Genomic DNA, 15472 nt, shown 5'->3' on the forward strand with positions numbered 1-15472 from the left:
TCATATTCATGCTCATGACGGCGAGTCTTCCATGGCCCACAGCGCCAACGTCAGGTAGCTGCCCCAGGGGGCCACCTGTTTGGCCAGGGCATCCGTGTCTATGGCCTCCCCCTGGCGATGCGACACGGCCTGCAGGCGTTTACGCACCACAAGATCGCCCACCAGCAACACATTGGGATCGCCCTCGCCGCGCATTCTGGCGTAATTGACGGTCCAGGGGCCTATGCCCTTGATGGCCAGCATGGCATCGGCGCCCATATCGGGTTCCGCGTCCAACTTGGCCCCCAGGGCCCGCAGCGCCTCCTTGCGACTGCCGGGCATCCGCAGCTCATCCAGGGTGGCTTGCGCCAGGGCGCCGGCTGCCGGGAAAAACCACAGTTCACGCCCGGCCACGGTACACCTCTCGCCGCATTCCCGAACCAGCTTGCCCAGCAATTGGGTGGCCTGTTTGACACTGACCTGTTGCCCCAATATGGCGCGGCAGGCCGCCTCAAACATGCTGCCGGCCCCCGGCAGACGCGGCAGCGCCTTGCCTTCGGTGACCAGCCCAAGCGGCAGGCAACGGGCGACGCTGTCCATATCGGCGTCGAGATCCAGGATACGGCGAATGGCCATGACAAAGGGGCGCAGCTGACTCATATCGCTGCCATCGGCAAGGCCGATACGTACCCTGAATCTGTGCTGCTCGGGCTCATGGCAGGCCTCAAACCAAGCCAACAGGCCGTTGAGTCTCAGGGTTCGCCCGTAACAGGGTTCGCCTTCCTGACTGGTGAACCACTCCATGCCATCGACCGCCCGCAGCCGGAAAAATGCCAGCATGGCCTGCGCATCATAGGGCGGGCGGTAGTTGAGCAAGAGGCAGGTCTGTGCCTGCACACTGCGTTTCTGCCTCAGCTGACTCGGTGTCAGTTGCAGGGTGTCACGGAATACTTCGTTAAAGCGCCGCAGACTGCCAAAACCGGCGGCCATGGCCACGTCTGTGATTTTCATGTCCGTTTGATGCAACAGCTGCTTGGCAAACAGCAGCCGTTGGTAATCCGCGTATTGCTTTGGCGACAGCCCCAGTTGCTCCTGAAACAGGCGCCGTAAATAGCGACTGCTGATCCCAAGCCGCTCAGCCAGATGTTCCATGGCCTGGTTGTCGCCGCTGTCATTGAGCAGCCCCTGGTCAATCAACTTCAGCGCCCGCTCCAGCGTGGTGCCCGTGCCCTTCCAGGCAAAGGAGCCCGGAGCCGACTCGGGACGGCACCTCAGGCAAGGACGCAGCCCCGCATGGGCCGCGGCCTGGGCACTGGCAAAATAACGCACGTTTTCTTCCTTGGGGGCTACGGCCGGACACACGGGGCGGCAATAAATGCCCGTTGTCAGCACCCCGACAAAGAACAGGCCGTCAAAGCGGGCATCGCGACTGAGTCTGGCTTCGCGGCAAGCCTGGGGCGTAGGTAAGTTGGACATGGCAATCAGCCTCAATGGCGGTCTGGCTTGGATTTCTGTAACCAGAGTAACCAAAACCGCTGGCCCCCACCAGCGATAATCGGAACCGAACCGAAAGCACAGGTGCACATGAGGCATCCGGATTGAAAAGCGGATATGCTAAGCACTGGTTGGATAATGAAGAACATAAAATGGATAAACTTTTTTCCCGCTTCGAGCGCTGGACCAATCCGCTGCCGGCCGACGAGGCCACGCAGCCGCCCCGCGGCCTTTATGCCTTTTGCCGCCATTACACCCGCGGCTTTGAGCTGCAGTTAATTATCATGTCGGTGCTCACCGCCATGCTGGCCATGCTGGAAGTGTCGCTGTTTGGTTTTATGGGGCAGCTGGTGGATTGGCTGGTGGACAAGGATCCCAGCACCCTGTTCGCCGAGGAAGGCAGTACCCTGCTGTGGATGACGCTGTTGCTGCTGGTCGCCATTCCAGTACTGGTATTACTGCATGCGTTAATTGTCTATCAGAGCCTGCTCGGCAACTACCCCATGGCCATACGTTGGCTCGCCCACAGATATTTACTGCGCCAGAGCGTATCTTTCTATCACAATGATTTTGCTGGTCGCATTGCCACCAAAGTCATGCAGACGGCGCTCGCCGTACGGGAAACCGTCATGAAACTGCTGGACGTGCTGGTCTACATACTGGTGTATTTCTCCACCATGGTGGTGATGATAGCCAAGGCCGATCTGCGCCTGGTGCTGCCCATGTTGCTGTGGCTATGCTGCTATATCGGTCTGCAATGGTATTTCGTTCCCAGACTCAAGCGTGTTGCCACTGAGCAGGCCGACGCCCGCTCCACCATGACAGGCCGCATTGTCGACAGCTACACCAATATCACCACGGTTAAACTGTTCGCCCATACCCAGAGAGAAGCAGATTATGCCCAATCCTCCATGGAGGGCTTTTTGCAGACTGTGTACCGGCAGATGCGCCTGGTGACCGGCATCAACGTCAGCGTGCAGATCCTAAACTACCTGCTGGTTTTTTGCGTCGCCGCCATGTCCATTTGGCTGTGGAGCGAGAGTGCCATCACCATAGGCGCCATCGCCATTGCCGTCAGCTTGGCGCTGCGACTCAACGGCATGTCCCAGTGGATCATGTGGGAAGTCAGCTCGCTGTTTGAAAATATAGGCACAGTGGCCGATGGCATGAATACCCTGTCGAAGCCAACCCAGATCCAAGATGCGCCGGATGCACCGCCGCTGACCGTCAATCACGGCCAGATAGACATACGTAATGTCAGCTTTCACTATGGCGAATCACACGGCGTCATAGAGGGACTGGATTTATCCATCGCCGCCGGCGAAAAGGTCGGCTTGGTGGGCCGCTCCGGCGCCGGCAAGTCAACCCTGGTGAATCTGCTGATGCGCTTCCACGATGTGGAGCGCGGTGACATCTGCATCGATGGCCAAAATATCACCCAGGTCAATCAGGATTCACTGCGGGCCCACATAGGCATGGTGACCCAGGATACCTCGTTGCTGCATCGTTCCATTCGGGAGAACATTCTTTATGGTCGTCCCGATGCCACTGAAGAAGAATTGCTGCAGGCGATCCGCAAGGCCCAGGCAGCAGACTTTATTGCCGAGTTGTCCGATCCCGATGGTCATCAGGGACTGGACGCCAAGGTGGGAGAGCGCGGGGTCAAACTCTCGGGCGGCCAAAGGCAACGTATTGCCATCGCCAGGGTGCTGCTCAAGGATGCGCCGATATTGATCCTGGACGAGGCCACCTCGGCACTGGATTCCGAAGTGGAAGCGGCCATCCAGGAAAGTCTGTATCAACTGATGGAAGGCAAGACTGTGATAGCCATTGCCCACCGCCTGTCGACCATAGCGGCCATGGATCGCCTGATAGTGCTCGATGAAGGCAGAATTGTTGAACAGGGCAGCCACCAGCAACTGGTGAAAAGCGGCGGTATCTATGCCCAGCTTTGGGCACATCAGACTGGTGGCTTCCTCGGCGTAGAATGATCGCGATAACAGCGGCTTGCCGGTTCGCCGGCAGCCTCTTTGTTTTTCCGCTACCAAGACAAAGACACATGGCTTTGTAAGCCACGTCATTCAACACCATAAACGCACCAGTTCCCGGGCTCGAAGATAGCTGGCCGATGAGCTATGGCAGAACTTTTTTTGGCTTGATTTAATTAGCTGATTGGGAAAGAAAACATTGAAAACAAGAAAGCCACCCTAAGGTGGCTTTTTCTGCCTGAGCAGTATTTGGTGGAGCTAGACGGGATCGAACCGTCGACCTCTTGCATGCCATGCAAGCGCTCTCCCAGCTGAGCTATAGCCCCGAAATCTTCGCTGAATGGCAAACATTTCAGAATTTGTGGCATCCCCTAGGGGATTCGAACCCCTGTTACCGCCGTGAAAGGGCGGTGTCCTAGGCCTCTAGACGAAGGGGACCCTGGACCTAAGTGTTTAGACTCGCTTAGAAGAGTGTGGCATCCCCTAGGGGATTCGAACCCCTGTTACCGCCGTGAAAGGGCGGTGTCCTAGGCCTCTAGACGAAGGGGACCCTGGACGAAACCTGTTTTGACTCCGGCTTCAAGGAGTGTGGCATCCCTGGGGGGGATTCGAACCACCGTTACCGCCGACTCTCTACCAGAGAAAGTGGGCGGTGTCCCAGGCCTCTAGACGTAGAGGACCCTGAACGAAAACCTGTTTTGACTCCGGCTTAAAGGAGTGTGGCATCCCCGAGGGGATTCAAACCACTGTTACCGCCGACTCTCTACCAGAGAAAGTGGGCGGTGTCCCAGGCCTCTAGACGAAGGGGACCCTGGACGAAACCTATTTTGACTCCGGTTTCAAGGAGTGTGGCATCCCCTAGGGGATTCGAACCCCTGTTACCGCCGTGAAAGGGCGGTGTCCTAGGCCTCTAGACGAAGGGGACCCTGGACGAAACCTGTTTTGACTCCGGCTTCAAGGAGTGTGGCATCCCCTAGGGGATTCGAACCCCTGTTACCGCCGTGAAAGGGCGGTGTCCTAGGCCTCTAGACGAAGGGGACCCTGGACGAAACCTGTTTTGACTCCGGCTTCAAGGAGTGTGGCATCCCCGGGGGGATTCAAACCACTGTTACCGCCGACTTTCTACCAGAGAAAGTTGGCGTTGTCCCAGGCCTCTAGACGAAGGGGACCCTGGACTCACAGTTAAACTCTGTGAAGAGTATTTGGTGGAGCTAGACGGGATCGAACCGTCGACCTCTTGCATGCCATGCAAGCGCTCTCCCAGCTGAGCTATAGCCCCGAAATCTTCGCTGAATGGCAAACATTTCAGAATTTGTGGCATCCCCTAGGGGATTCGAACCCCTGTTACCGCCGTGAAAGGGCGGTGTCCTAGGCCTCTAGACGAAGGGGACCCTGGACCTAAGTGTTTAGACTCGCTTAGAAGAGTGTGGCATCCCCTAGGGGATTCGAACCCCTGTTACCGCCGTGAAAGGGCGGTGTCCTAGGCCTCTAGACGAAGGGGACCCTGGACGAAACCTGCTTTGACTCCGGCTTCAAGGAGTGTGGCATCCCCGGGGGGATTCAAACCACTGTTACCACCGACTCTCTACCAGAGAAAGTGGGCGGTGTCCCAGGCCTCTAGACGAAGGGGACCCTGGACTCACAGTTAAACTCTGTGAAGAGTATTTGGTGGAGCTAGACGGGATCGAACCGTCGACCTCTTGCATGCCATGCAAGCGCTCTCCCAGCTGAGCTATAGCCCCGAAATCTTCGCTGAATGGCAAACATTTCAGAATTTGTGGCATCCCCTAGGGGATTCGAACCCCTGTTACCGCCGTGAAAGGGCGGTGTCCTAGGCCTCTAGACGAAGGGGACCCTGGACGAAAACCGATTAAACTCAGGTCTCCAAGAGCATTCAACCTACCGTCTAGGTAGGTTGACCAAGGCAAAGATAACTTGGTGGAGCTAGACGGGATCGAACCGTCGACCTCTTGCATGCCATGCAAGCGCTCTCCCAGCTGAGCTATAGCCCCAAGCTATCTCACCTCGCATTTGAGTGCGTTGCCAGCGTTAGCGGCCCCTTGTCTCAACTGCGAGGCGCATTCTATGCAGCACACCCAAATGTGTCAACGCCTTTTTTAGGCATTTATTCTATCTGCTACAAAATCAACCGCTTTGGAGATTCTTTGCTCAGAACGGGCCTTTCCAATCAATAACAAAGTGAGATCCAACGCAGGCGATTGACCGGCACCTGTGACGGCCACACGCAGAGGCATTCCCACCTTGCCCATACCCACGTCCAGTTCGGTAGCCGTGGCCTCAATAGCCTGATGAATTGCTTCCTGGGTCCACTCAGGCAATGCCGCCAATTTCTGCTGTACCAGCTTCAATGGTTCCAGTGCCACGCCGCGCAAATGTTTCTTGGCTTGCTCGGCATCGAACTCTTCGAAATCTTCATAGAAGTAGCGGCTGGAAGCGGCCAGTTCCTTGAGGGTCTTGCTGCGTTCGGCCAGGGCCGATACCACTTCAGCCAAGGCAGGACCATTACTTGTGTCTATACCCTGGTCCTTCATGTGCCACTCAAGGTGACTGGCCACGTAAACGGGATCCAGGCTCTTGATATAGTGCTGGTTCAGCCACAAGAGTTTTTCGGTGTTGAAAGCTGAGGCCGCCTTGTTAATATCATCCAGGCTGAAGTATTGCTTCATTTCCTCGATGGAGAACACCTCCTGATCGCCATGGGACCAGCCCAGACGCACCAGGTAGTTCAGCAGCGCCTCAGGCAGGAAACCATCGTCCCGGTACTGCATCACACTTACGGCACCGTGACGCTTGGACAGCTTGGCGCCATCATCACCCAAAATCATTGAGACGTGGGCATACTCAGGGATAGGGGCACCCAGGGCCTTGAGAATATTGATCTGACGGGGGGTGTTGTTGATATGGTCTTCACCGCGCACCACATGGGTAATATGCATATCCCAGTCATCCACCACCACACAGAAGTTATAGGTGGGGGTACCGTCGCTGCGGGAAATGATCAGATCGTCCAGCTCTTCGTTGGCAATCTCGATACGACCACGCACGTGGTCATCAAATACCACACTGCCCTCTTGCGGGTTCTTGAAGCGCACCACAAACGGCTCGTCGGTAGTGCGCGGAGCAGCATTGCGACAGCAGCCATCGTACTTCTGGCGTTCGCCCTTGGCGGCCTGCTCTTCACGCAGTGCTTCGATACGCTCGCGGGAGCAATAACATTTATAGGCGGTGCCTGCTTGCAGCATCTGGGCGATGATCTCGTTGTAACGATCAAAGCGCTTGGTTTGGTAGTAAGGGCCTTCATCCCAGTTCAGGTTCAGCCACTGCATACCTTCCAGAATGGCGTCACAGGCTTCCTGGGTAGAACGTTCAATATCGGTGTCTTCAATGCGCAGCACAAATTCGCCTTGATTGGCGCGGGCGTGGAGCCAGGAATAAAGCGCGGTACGGGCACCGCCCACATGCAGGAATCCTGTTGGGCTGGGAGCAAAGCGGGTTTTGATTGTCATAAGCGGACATTAACCTATATAGAAGAAACGGCCCTTGAGCCGGACACAGATAAAAAGTGGCGGTATTCTACCAGCCAAATCAAGGATTGGAAAACCATCCACGCCAGTCAGCCCTTCCCGCCACCGGCACAGTCCCGGGAAAGTCTGATGTGCCCTGCCCCAAGACGCCATATTGGTCCCTCGCATTGGGCACCGCAAAACCCGCATCTACAGCGCCGTTTTTTAGTAAATCATCCCCCGCTGAACTATGCTTTGCCTTAGGTACAGCACAGGACACGACCATGGCACACGTCAGTCAATCAGCTTCGCTTACCAGTATCGCGGCCTATCTTAAACTGGCACACAATTACGATGAGCAAACCGCCCTCAGGGAAGCCCGGGAAGTCATGCACAATCTGGTCACCATGCGTCAGAAGGGATTTATTGATGGCTGGTACTTTGATGAACAGGGCCACCTGGAACTCCTGCCCAGCGATGCGGTACTGCGCCGTCTGGGTGCCTCCAAATAAATGGGTGGAAACCCACCCATACCCCACATTGGCGTGAGCGATATCTCACCCAAACCAGCCAGGTTCGTGACCCAGATCATATTCATAACACCCTGATGTTAAATGAGTTAACCAATTGTAAATCGAGTTGGCTTGGCTTTTGCCTATACTGTTTCATACCTCGAGGGATTTCAAGGCAGTAGATCCCCCAAGGCAGGACAGCTGTCCCGCCGAGGACAATACCCACGACAACAAAAGGGAAACCAAAATGAAACACAGCTATCAACAAGGCTTTCGCAATAAACTCTTTGCCCTGACCAAGGTTACCGCACTCGCGGCACTGCTCGGCGCCAGCTTTGGTGCTTTGGCGGAGCCGGTAGAGATCAAGTTTTCCCATGTGGTGGCAGAAAACACCCCCAAGGGTCAGATGGCACTCAAATTCAAGTCGCTGGTGGAAGAGCGTCTTCCCGGCGAGTACAAGGTCAGTGTGTTTCCCAACTCACAACTGTTTGGTGACAACAACGAGCTGGCGGCCCTGCTTTTGAACGATGTGCAGTTGGTTGCCCCTTCTCTGTCCAAGTTCGAACGTTACACCAAGAAATTGCAAATTTTTGATCTGCCCTTCCTGTTCGACGATATGGCCGCCGTTGATCGCTTCCAGCAAAGCGAAGCCGGCCAGAAGCTGCTGAACTCTATGAACCGTAAAGGCATTGTCGGCCTGGGTTATCTGCACAACGGCATGAAGCAATTTTCTGCCAACAACCCACTGCACCTGCCAAAGGACGCTGAAGGCGAAAAATTCCGCATCATGGCCTCCGATGTGATTGCCGCCCAGTTTGATGCCATAGGTGCAATACCGGTGAAGAAACCCTTCTCCGAAGTGTTTACCCTGCTGCAAACCCGCGCCATCGACGGTCAGGAAAACACTTGGTCAAACACTTACTCCAAGAAGTTTTATGAAGTCCAAAGCCACATCACCGAAAGTAATCACGGTGTGCTGGATTACATGGTGGTCACCAGCGATACCTTCTGGAAAGGCCTGCCAAAAGACAAGCGCGATGTCATTAAAAAGTCCCTCGACGAAGCTATCGCATTCGGCAATGAAATCGCTGCAGCCAAGGATGAAGAAGACAAGCAGGCTATCCTGGCATCCGGTCGCAGCACCTTGGTTACCCTGACACCCGCCCAGCGCCAGCAGTGGGTCAATGCCATGAAACCCGTGTGGGCCAAGTTCGAAGATCAGATTGGCAAAGACATGATTGAGGCCGCTTTGGCAGCCAACAAGCAATGACGAAACCGTCCGGCCCCATACCCGGGGCCGGACACGCGCAAGCGCACCAGGGATGGTTCCAAATGCCAGGAGGCTGTGGCTAAGTTGGGGAATACAAAGTGATATCTCGTATTTTGGGTTATTTTGAAGAAGGGTTTCTGAACCTGCTGATCACCCTCATGACCTTGTTGGTGTTCGGCGAAGTTATCGCCCGTTTTTTCTTCAATACCGGTTTCCTGTGGATTGAAGAGCTGACGCTGACCATCTGCGGCTGGTTTGTACTATTTGGAATGTCCTATGGCGTTAAAGTCGGGGCCCACATTGGGGTGGACGCCTTTGTGCGCACCCTGTCACCCGGCCCCCGCAAGATAACCGCAGTAATTGCCGCCCTGGTGTGCCTGGTGTATTGCGGCATGTTTCTGGTGGGTAGCTGGGATTATCTGGGTCAGATGTACCAGATAGGCGTGCCCATGGAAGACATAGATTTTCCCCACTGGCTGATTGCCAAAATGGATCCCGATTTTACCTGGGACACACTTCGAATCGACCCGGAAGACCCCGCTGTTCCACTGTGGATTTCCCAGAGCATTCTGCTGCTCGGTTTTTCCATGCTCACCTGGCGCTTTATCGAGCTGTTCATTGCCATACTGCGCAATCAATCCGTGGGATTCAGTTTCCACGATGAAGCCAAAGAAAGCATGCACCTGATTGACGCTGATACCGATAAGAAAGATAACGAGGCCCAGCCATGACAGTCGCCACCCTGTTTTTATCCCTGTTTCTGTGCATGCTGCTGGGCATGCCCATCGCCATTGCGCTGGGCTTCTCGAGCATGTTAACCATTTTGCTCTTTTCCAATGATTCCCTGGCATCGGTAGCGCTGAAACTCTATGCCTCGACCGCCGAACACTACACCCTGTTGGCCATCCCCTTTTTCATTCTGTCCTCCGCCTTTTTGTCCACCGGCGGGGTGGCGCGGCGGATCATCGATTTTGCCATGGACAGTGTCGGCCATATTCGCGGCGGTCTGGCCATGGCCTCTGTCATGGCCTGTATGCTGTTTGCCGCAGTATCCGGCTCTTCCCCCGCGACCGTAGCTGCCATTGGTTCAATCGTTATCGTCGGTATGGTGCGCGCCGGTTACCCTGAAAAATTTGCCGCCGGTGTTATCACCACCTCTGGAACCCTGGGCATTCTCATCCCGCCGTCCATTGTGATGCTGGTCTATGCCGCCGCCACCGAAGTCTCGGCGGCCCGTATGTTTATGGCCGGTTTAATCCCCGGTCTGCTGATGGGCTTTTTGTTGATGCTGGCCATCTACATAGTCGCCCGCTGGAAAAACCTGCCTTCACGGCCCTTTCCCGGAGTGAAGCTATTACTGAAATCCAGTGCCAAGGCCATGGGCGGATTGGCGCTGATTTTCATCGTGTTGGGCTCCATCTATGGCGGTGTCGCCAGCCCCACAGAAGCGGCGGCGGTGGCCTGCGTTTACGCCTACCTAATCGCCGTCTATGGCTACCGTGATATTGGGCCGATGAAAGGCATTGCCTGGCGTAATCCAGGTGAAAACCTGCTCAAAGCCTGTGGCCGAAATGTGTGGTTCAGTCTGCTGACCCTGATCAAAACGCCGGTGGACAGGGAGATCCGCCAGGTGGTGCGTGATGGTGCCAAGGTCAGCATCATGCTGCTGTTTATCATTGCCAACGCCATGCTGTTTGCCCACGTGTTGACCACGGAACGTATCCCTCACGTCATTGCCGAAACCATAGTGGGCTGGGGCTTGCCGGCCTGGGGATTCCTCATCATAGTCAACCTGCTGTTGCTGGCAGCGGGTAACTTTATGGAACCTTCCGCCATTTTGCTCATCATGGCCCCGATTCTGTTCCCCATTGCCACCCAGCTGGGGATAGACCCAATACACCTTGGCATCATCATGGTGGTCAACATGGAAATAGGCATGCTGACACCACCGGTGGGGCTGAACCTGTTCGTGACCGCAGGCATTACCGGACGCAGCATAGGCTGGGTAATCCATTCCTGCCTGCCCTGGTTGTTATTACTGCTGGGCTTCCTGGTGCTTATCACTTACGTGCCGCAAATTTCACTGTTCTTGCCCGAATACCTTGATGCACTGCAAGGTTATAAGTAAGTACCGGGCAACAGCCTTGATTCTCGTTGATTTTTAAGCGAGCCTTAGACCATGCCAAGTGCATGGTTTAAGGTTTTTCGGGAGACATAGATGCTGCCTGTGACGGCAAAAATCCGCAGAAAAATGCTATTGGCACTGCTCATTGCAGCCGGCCTGTTCCTGACGTTAAGACTGACAGCCTGGTACCATGTGCACCAGGGTGAAAAAGTGCTGGCTCAGGAGTCACGGCAGCAGCTGTCACAATTGATCAGCCTGCTCGACGGCTTGCTGTCCCGATTCGAAACCATACCCCATGTACTGTCAACCAACCCTACCCTGGCAAGTGCCCTGCTCGACCAACAAAATGACCAGAAGCGCCGTGAGCTGAACCTGTATCTGGAAGAACTGCAACACGTTACCGAAGCGTCGGATATCTACCTGGTTGATGCCCTCGGGGTCGCTGTGGCCGCCAGCAACTGGAAACAAAGCATCTCCTTCATCGGCCAGGATTACTCTTTCAGACCCTACTTTATCGAGGCTATTTCAGGGCGACTTGGCAGCTACTATGCCGTGGGCACCTCAAGCGATAAACGGGGTTTTTATTTTTCCTACCCCATTTACGACCGGGGCACCATATTGGGTGCCATAGTGGTCAAGGTTGATATTGCCGATATAGAGCAGCAGGCTACCGGCATTGCCGAAGCCGGCCAGTATGAATATTTGATAACCGATCCCGACGACATAGTGTTTTTATCCAGCCGGGCCGAATGGCGCTTGAGCTCACTGACACCTCTGACCCAAAGTAAACGTTTTGCCCTCAATGCCAGCAAGCGCTACGCCAATCGCGCCATCAATGAGCTGCTGATCCGCCCGCCATACAGTCGAGCAGGCAAGGAGCAGACACCCCAACGCTACCAGATCCCAACGGATGGAAAGCGTCTCTACTACATGGATACTGAGCAGGAGATGGCCAAGGCTGGTTGGCGAGTGCACGTGTTATCGCCCATGAAGCCACTCCATGATGAATTGCCCATGCTGCTGTTGCTGGCCGCCAGTTGTTATGGCTTGCTGGTGGTGGGGCTGCTGCTGCATAACGAGCGCAAACGCAGCCTGGCCCGCATGCAGCAGGCCAGGGATCAGTTGGAACAAAGGGTGCGGGAACGCACCCGGGATCTGGAAGCCGCCAATACCAAATTAAAAGACACCCAGGATGAGCTTATTCAGGCGGCCAAGCTCACCGTCATCGGCAGCCTGTCAGCCAGCATCAACCATGAGCTCAACCAGCCGCTGGCAGCAATCCGCAGCTATGCGCAAAATACCCAGACCTTCCTGGCCAGAGACATGCGTGAACGGGCTGGCGACAATATCCGCATCATAGTGGAGCTCACCGACAGGCTGGCTGAAATCGTCGGCCAATTTAAAAGCTTTAACCGCAAGAGTCAGGGCACGGACACGGCCACCGACATAGGTGAATGCATACGTCAGGCCCTGACCATAGTGCAGCCGGAAATCGACAAGCAAGGGGTGGAGCTCAAGTTGGCACTGCCGGAACAAAAAATTGAAGTCTGGGGCGATAAGGTACGATTGCAGCAGGTGTTGGTGAACCTGATGAGCAACGCCATAGTGGCCATGGCCCAATGCCCTCACAAGAGACTGCAACTCAGCGCCATCGTCGATGAAAAACTGCGGATCCGCATTCAGGACAACGGTCCCGGGGTGCGTGAAAGCCAGATGCAGAAAATATTTGAACCCTATTACACCACCAATGAACGCCAGGGACTTGGCCTGGGGCTGTCCATCTCCCAAAGGATTATCGAATCCATGCAGGGCAGCATCCAGGTGTCCAATGCCGATACTGGCGGTGCCGTTTTTGACATTATTTTGCCGCTATATCGGCACGAAGGATCCCACGCGTCATGAGCAGTCCGCAACTTGAAAATATCCAGGTACTTATCGTCGATGATGAGCATCATATAGGCACAGTGTTGGTGCAGTTGTTTGAGCTGGAAGGCTTGAGTGCGGTTCACACCACGGATCCGCGCACCGTGAGCGCCGCCCTGAGCCGCGATTGGCCCGGCGTCATAGTATCGGACGTCAACATGCCGGCCCTTGACGGTATCAGCCTGCTCTCCAAAATTCGCGCCATCGATGCGGATCTGCCTGTGGTGCTGCTCACCGGCTTCGGCGATATCGCCATGGCGGTCAATGCGCTGAAACAAGGCGCCTACGATTTCCTGGAAAAACCCTTCAATAACGAGCATATGCTGGATGTGGTCAAACGGGCGCTGGAGAAACGGGCCCTGACGCTGGAGAACCGAAACCTGAAACGGGAACTGGAATCCCACAAGGTGCCCGGGCCAAGGATCCTCGGCCACAGCCCCGGCATAGTGCACATGCGTCATATCATCGACAGGGTGCTGGATACCCCGGCGGATGTGCTTATCGAGGGCGAAACCGGCACCGGCAAGGAACTGGTGGCCCGCTACCTGCACGATCACAGTAATCGCCAGGGAGCCAACTTTGTCGCCATCAACTGCGGCGCCATTCCGGAAAATCTGATTGAGAGCGAACTGTTCGGCGCCGAGGCCGGGGCCTTTACCGGGGTCGACAAAACCCGTATCGGCAAGTTCGAGTACGCCAATGGCGGCACCCTGTTTCTCGACGAAATCGAAAGCACCCCAATGTCCTTGCAGGTCAAGCTGCTGCGGGTATTGGAGGACAGACGGGTGGAACGCCTGGGGTCAAACAAAAGCATCCCCCTGGACATTCGGGTGGTTGCGGCCACCAAGGTGGATCTCAAAGCCTTGTCCGACAAAGGTGAATTTCGCCAGGATCTGCTCTACCGCCTCAACCTGGTGACTGTGCCCATCCCGCCGCTGCGGGAGCGCCGTGAAGACATTCCGTTGTTGTTCCTGCATTTCGCCCGCCTGGCGTCGGCCCGTTATCACAGGGAACTCATAGCGCCAAGCAGCGCCCAGCAGGCACTGATGAGTTCACACGACTGGCCCGGCAACGTCCGCGAGCTGCGCAATCTGGCCGAACGCTACGTGCTGCTGGGGGCCGAAGCGGCCTTTGCCGGCAATCTGGGAACAAGCAGCCAGCTGCATTCGAGTATGTCATTAACCCAAAGGGTGGAGTTTTTCGAGAAGATGTTGCTGGAAGAGGCCCTCAGTCACAACAAGGGATCCATCAAGTTGACCATGGAGCAGTTGGAGCTGCCCCGTAAAACCCTGTACGACAAGATGCGCAAGTATGAACTCGACCGCAAACACTATCTCAATTTCGACAGCGGCGAAGATTGAGCGAAGCCTCCTGCTGACGGGCTTTCGCCAGGTGCTGCCAGCGCCACAGAGCCAGGGCATTGGCGGCAATCAACAGCAAGGATCCCGCCACCACGCCCTGCCAATGCCAGGTCTGCCAGAAGGGCATTAAAAAGGGGCCGCCCAGGGCCGCACCGAGATAATAGCTGCACAGGTAAAGCGCCGTCGCCTTGGCCCTGTGCTGCTCGGCGCCCAGAGCCACCAGGCTGTTACAGCAGGCATGGATCAGAAAGAAACCACAGGCGCTGCAAAGGAATCCCAGGCAAATGGCCAACTCGGTATTGGCAAGGGTCAAAATGCTGCCCAGCGCCATCAGGCCAATGGACAGAATAAGCAGGGGCACAGTGCCCAGCTTGGTCATCAACCTCGCCGACTGACCAGAGCTCAGGGTACCGCTCAGATAACACAAAAATATCAAGGTGGCCTGAAACCGGTTCCAGCCAAAGGGTTCGGCCATCAGGTGCAGCTGAATAAAGCTGAACTGGTTCACCATCACCATAAAAGCCAGTCCCCCCAGAAGATAGAGACCACGCAGATACGGATTGCCAAGGTGCAGCACAAATCCCCCCAAAGCCCCCTGCCCCTGGCGTTCATGGCGTCCGTCGGCGCCCCTGTCTATGCCGAGCAGCCATTGCGCCGAGGCCACCAGCAGCAGGGTCAACAAGGTCAGTAGCAACACGGCCTGGTTCCAGTCCAGATATTGGGCCATCACGCCCCCCAGCAAACGACCGGCTATGCCGCCGAAACTGTTGGCAGCAATGTAGAACGCCGCGGCCGTCATCAGCATCACGGTCGGTAGTCTGTCCTTAAGATAGGCCATGGCGATGGCCGGTACCGAGGCCAGCAGCATGCCCTGCCCCAGGCGCAACCACAGCAGTGCATCAAAGTCAGGCACCCAAAACAGCAAGAGATTGGACAGAGCCAGCAGCCACAGGCTGGCGATTAACGGACGGCGGCGGCCAATTCTGTCAGACAACAAGGCATAGCCCAGCAGAGAAAGCGCCAGCGAAAAGCTGGTTACCGATACCACCAGGGTACTGTGACCGGCACTGACATCGAAACGTTCGGCCAACATGGGCAGCATGCCCTGGGTCAGATAGAGGTTGATGAAGATAGCCACAGAAGCCAGCGACAAACCGTAAATCAAACGTCGGCCATCTGTTCCGGAGAGAGAGTGAGTCTGAGAATCGGCCATCTTGCGCCCCTGATAGTTGGCAATGGACACAGGATATCAAGCCCAATAACATAACCATAATAGATGTTTGTTATACGATTGAT

The 15472-nt window shown here is 55.7% G+C and carries 10 protein-coding genes and 11 tRNA genes; 7 read left to right on the forward strand and 14 right to left on the reverse strand.

Annotated elements, in window-relative coordinates; translation table 11 throughout:
- Nucleotides 1–12: 12 nt before the first annotated feature.
- The gene (locus JYB84_RS11255) at nt 13–1455 is read right to left on the reverse strand and encodes a DNA-3-methyladenine glycosylase 2 family protein (protein WP_207320178.1); all 1443 of its coding nucleotides are present in this window, start codon (nt 1453–1455) and stop codon (nt 13–15) included.
- Nucleotides 1456–1625: 170 nt separating this feature from the next.
- Between JYB84_RS11255 and JYB84_RS11260 the strand changes: the two genes are divergently transcribed.
- Nucleotides 1626–3464, forward strand: a complete 1839-nt coding sequence (locus JYB84_RS11260; RefSeq protein ID WP_207320179.1) for an ABC transporter ATP-binding protein — start codon at nt 1626–1628, stop codon at nt 3462–3464.
- A gap of 247 nt (nt 3465–3711) precedes the next feature.
- Here the strand turns inward: JYB84_RS11260 and JYB84_RS11265 are convergent.
- From JYB84_RS11265 to gltX, 12 genes are all read right to left on the reverse strand, one after another.
- A tRNA-Ala gene (locus JYB84_RS11265) sits at nt 3712–3787 on the reverse strand.
- Nucleotides 3788–3823: 36 nt separating this feature from the next.
- Nucleotides 3824–3899: transfer RNA gene (locus JYB84_RS11270), tRNA-Glu, on the reverse strand.
- A gap of 36 nt (nt 3900–3935) precedes the next feature.
- Nucleotides 3936–4011 (reverse strand) — tRNA-Glu (locus JYB84_RS11275).
- A gap of 299 nt (nt 4012–4310) precedes the next feature.
- Nucleotides 4311–4386: transfer RNA gene (locus JYB84_RS11280), tRNA-Glu, on the reverse strand.
- 39 nt (nt 4387–4425) lie between these two features.
- A tRNA-Glu gene (locus JYB84_RS11285) sits at nt 4426–4501 on the reverse strand.
- Between the two features lie 163 nt (nt 4502–4664).
- Nucleotides 4665–4740, reverse strand: a tRNA-Ala gene (locus JYB84_RS11290).
- A gap of 36 nt (nt 4741–4776) precedes the next feature.
- Nucleotides 4777–4852: transfer RNA gene (locus JYB84_RS11295), tRNA-Glu, on the reverse strand.
- 36 nt (nt 4853–4888) lie between these two features.
- A tRNA-Glu gene (locus tag JYB84_RS11300) sits at nt 4889–4964 on the reverse strand.
- 163 nt (nt 4965–5127) lie between these two features.
- A tRNA-Ala gene (locus tag JYB84_RS11305) sits at nt 5128–5203 on the reverse strand.
- A gap of 36 nt (nt 5204–5239) precedes the next feature.
- A tRNA-Glu gene (locus tag JYB84_RS11310) sits at nt 5240–5315 on the reverse strand.
- A gap of 82 nt (nt 5316–5397) precedes the next feature.
- A tRNA-Ala gene (locus JYB84_RS11315) sits at nt 5398–5473 on the reverse strand.
- A 105-nt stretch (nt 5474–5578) separates the two neighbouring features.
- Nucleotides 5579–6988, reverse strand: coding sequence for a glutamate--tRNA ligase (gene gltX / locus JYB84_RS11320; protein ID WP_207320180.1), 1410 nt, complete (start codon nt 6986–6988; stop codon nt 5579–5581).
- 281 nt (nt 6989–7269) lie between these two features.
- On the opposite strand from gltX, the gene JYB84_RS11325 reads away from it, so the two are divergent.
- From JYB84_RS11325 to JYB84_RS11350, 6 genes are all read left to right on the forward strand, one after another.
- Nucleotides 7270–7497 carry a hypothetical protein gene (locus tag JYB84_RS11325; RefSeq protein ID WP_207320181.1) on the forward strand — a complete coding sequence of 76 codons (228 nt, stop codon included), beginning with the start codon at nt 7270–7272 and terminating at the stop codon, nt 7495–7497.
- A 247-nt stretch (nt 7498–7744) separates the two neighbouring features.
- The gene (locus tag JYB84_RS11330; protein ID WP_207320182.1) at nt 7745–8767 is read left to right on the forward strand and encodes a TRAP transporter substrate-binding protein; all 1023 of its coding nucleotides are present in this window, start codon (nt 7745–7747) and stop codon (nt 8765–8767) included.
- 98 nt (nt 8768–8865) lie between these two features.
- On the forward strand, nt 8866–9498 hold the full coding sequence (locus JYB84_RS11335) for a TRAP transporter small permease (protein WP_228289600.1): 633 nt from the start codon (nt 8866–8868) through the stop codon (nt 9496–9498).
- Nucleotides 9495–10895, forward strand: coding sequence for a TRAP transporter large permease (locus JYB84_RS11340; RefSeq protein ID WP_207320183.1), 1401 nt, complete (start codon nt 9495–9497; stop codon nt 10893–10895). The genes JYB84_RS11335 and JYB84_RS11340 overlap by 4 nt, the downstream gene beginning before the upstream one ends.
- Nucleotides 10896–10985: 90 nt before the next feature.
- Nucleotides 10986–12794, forward strand: a complete 1809-nt coding sequence (locus tag JYB84_RS11345; protein ID WP_207320184.1) for a sensor histidine kinase — start codon at nt 10986–10988, stop codon at nt 12792–12794.
- A complete protein-coding gene (locus JYB84_RS11350) occupies nt 12791–14176 on the forward strand; it encodes a sigma-54-dependent transcriptional regulator (RefSeq protein ID WP_207320185.1) in 1386 nt (461 codons plus the stop codon). Before JYB84_RS11345 ends, JYB84_RS11350 begins: the two co-directional genes overlap by 4 nt.
- Here the strand turns inward: JYB84_RS11350 and JYB84_RS11355 are convergent.
- Nucleotides 14151–15389 (reverse strand): MFS transporter, encoded by a 1239-nt coding sequence (locus JYB84_RS11355; protein WP_207320186.1) that lies wholly within the window; start codon nt 15387–15389, stop codon nt 14151–14153. The two genes, JYB84_RS11350 and JYB84_RS11355, sit on opposite strands and share 26 nt — an antisense overlap.
- Between the last annotated feature and the right edge of the window lie 83 nt (nt 15390–15472).

It is taken from the genome of Shewanella cyperi (genome assembly GCF_017354985.1).
Taxonomy (GTDB): Bacteria; Pseudomonadota; Gammaproteobacteria; order Enterobacterales; family Shewanellaceae; genus Shewanella; species Shewanella cyperi.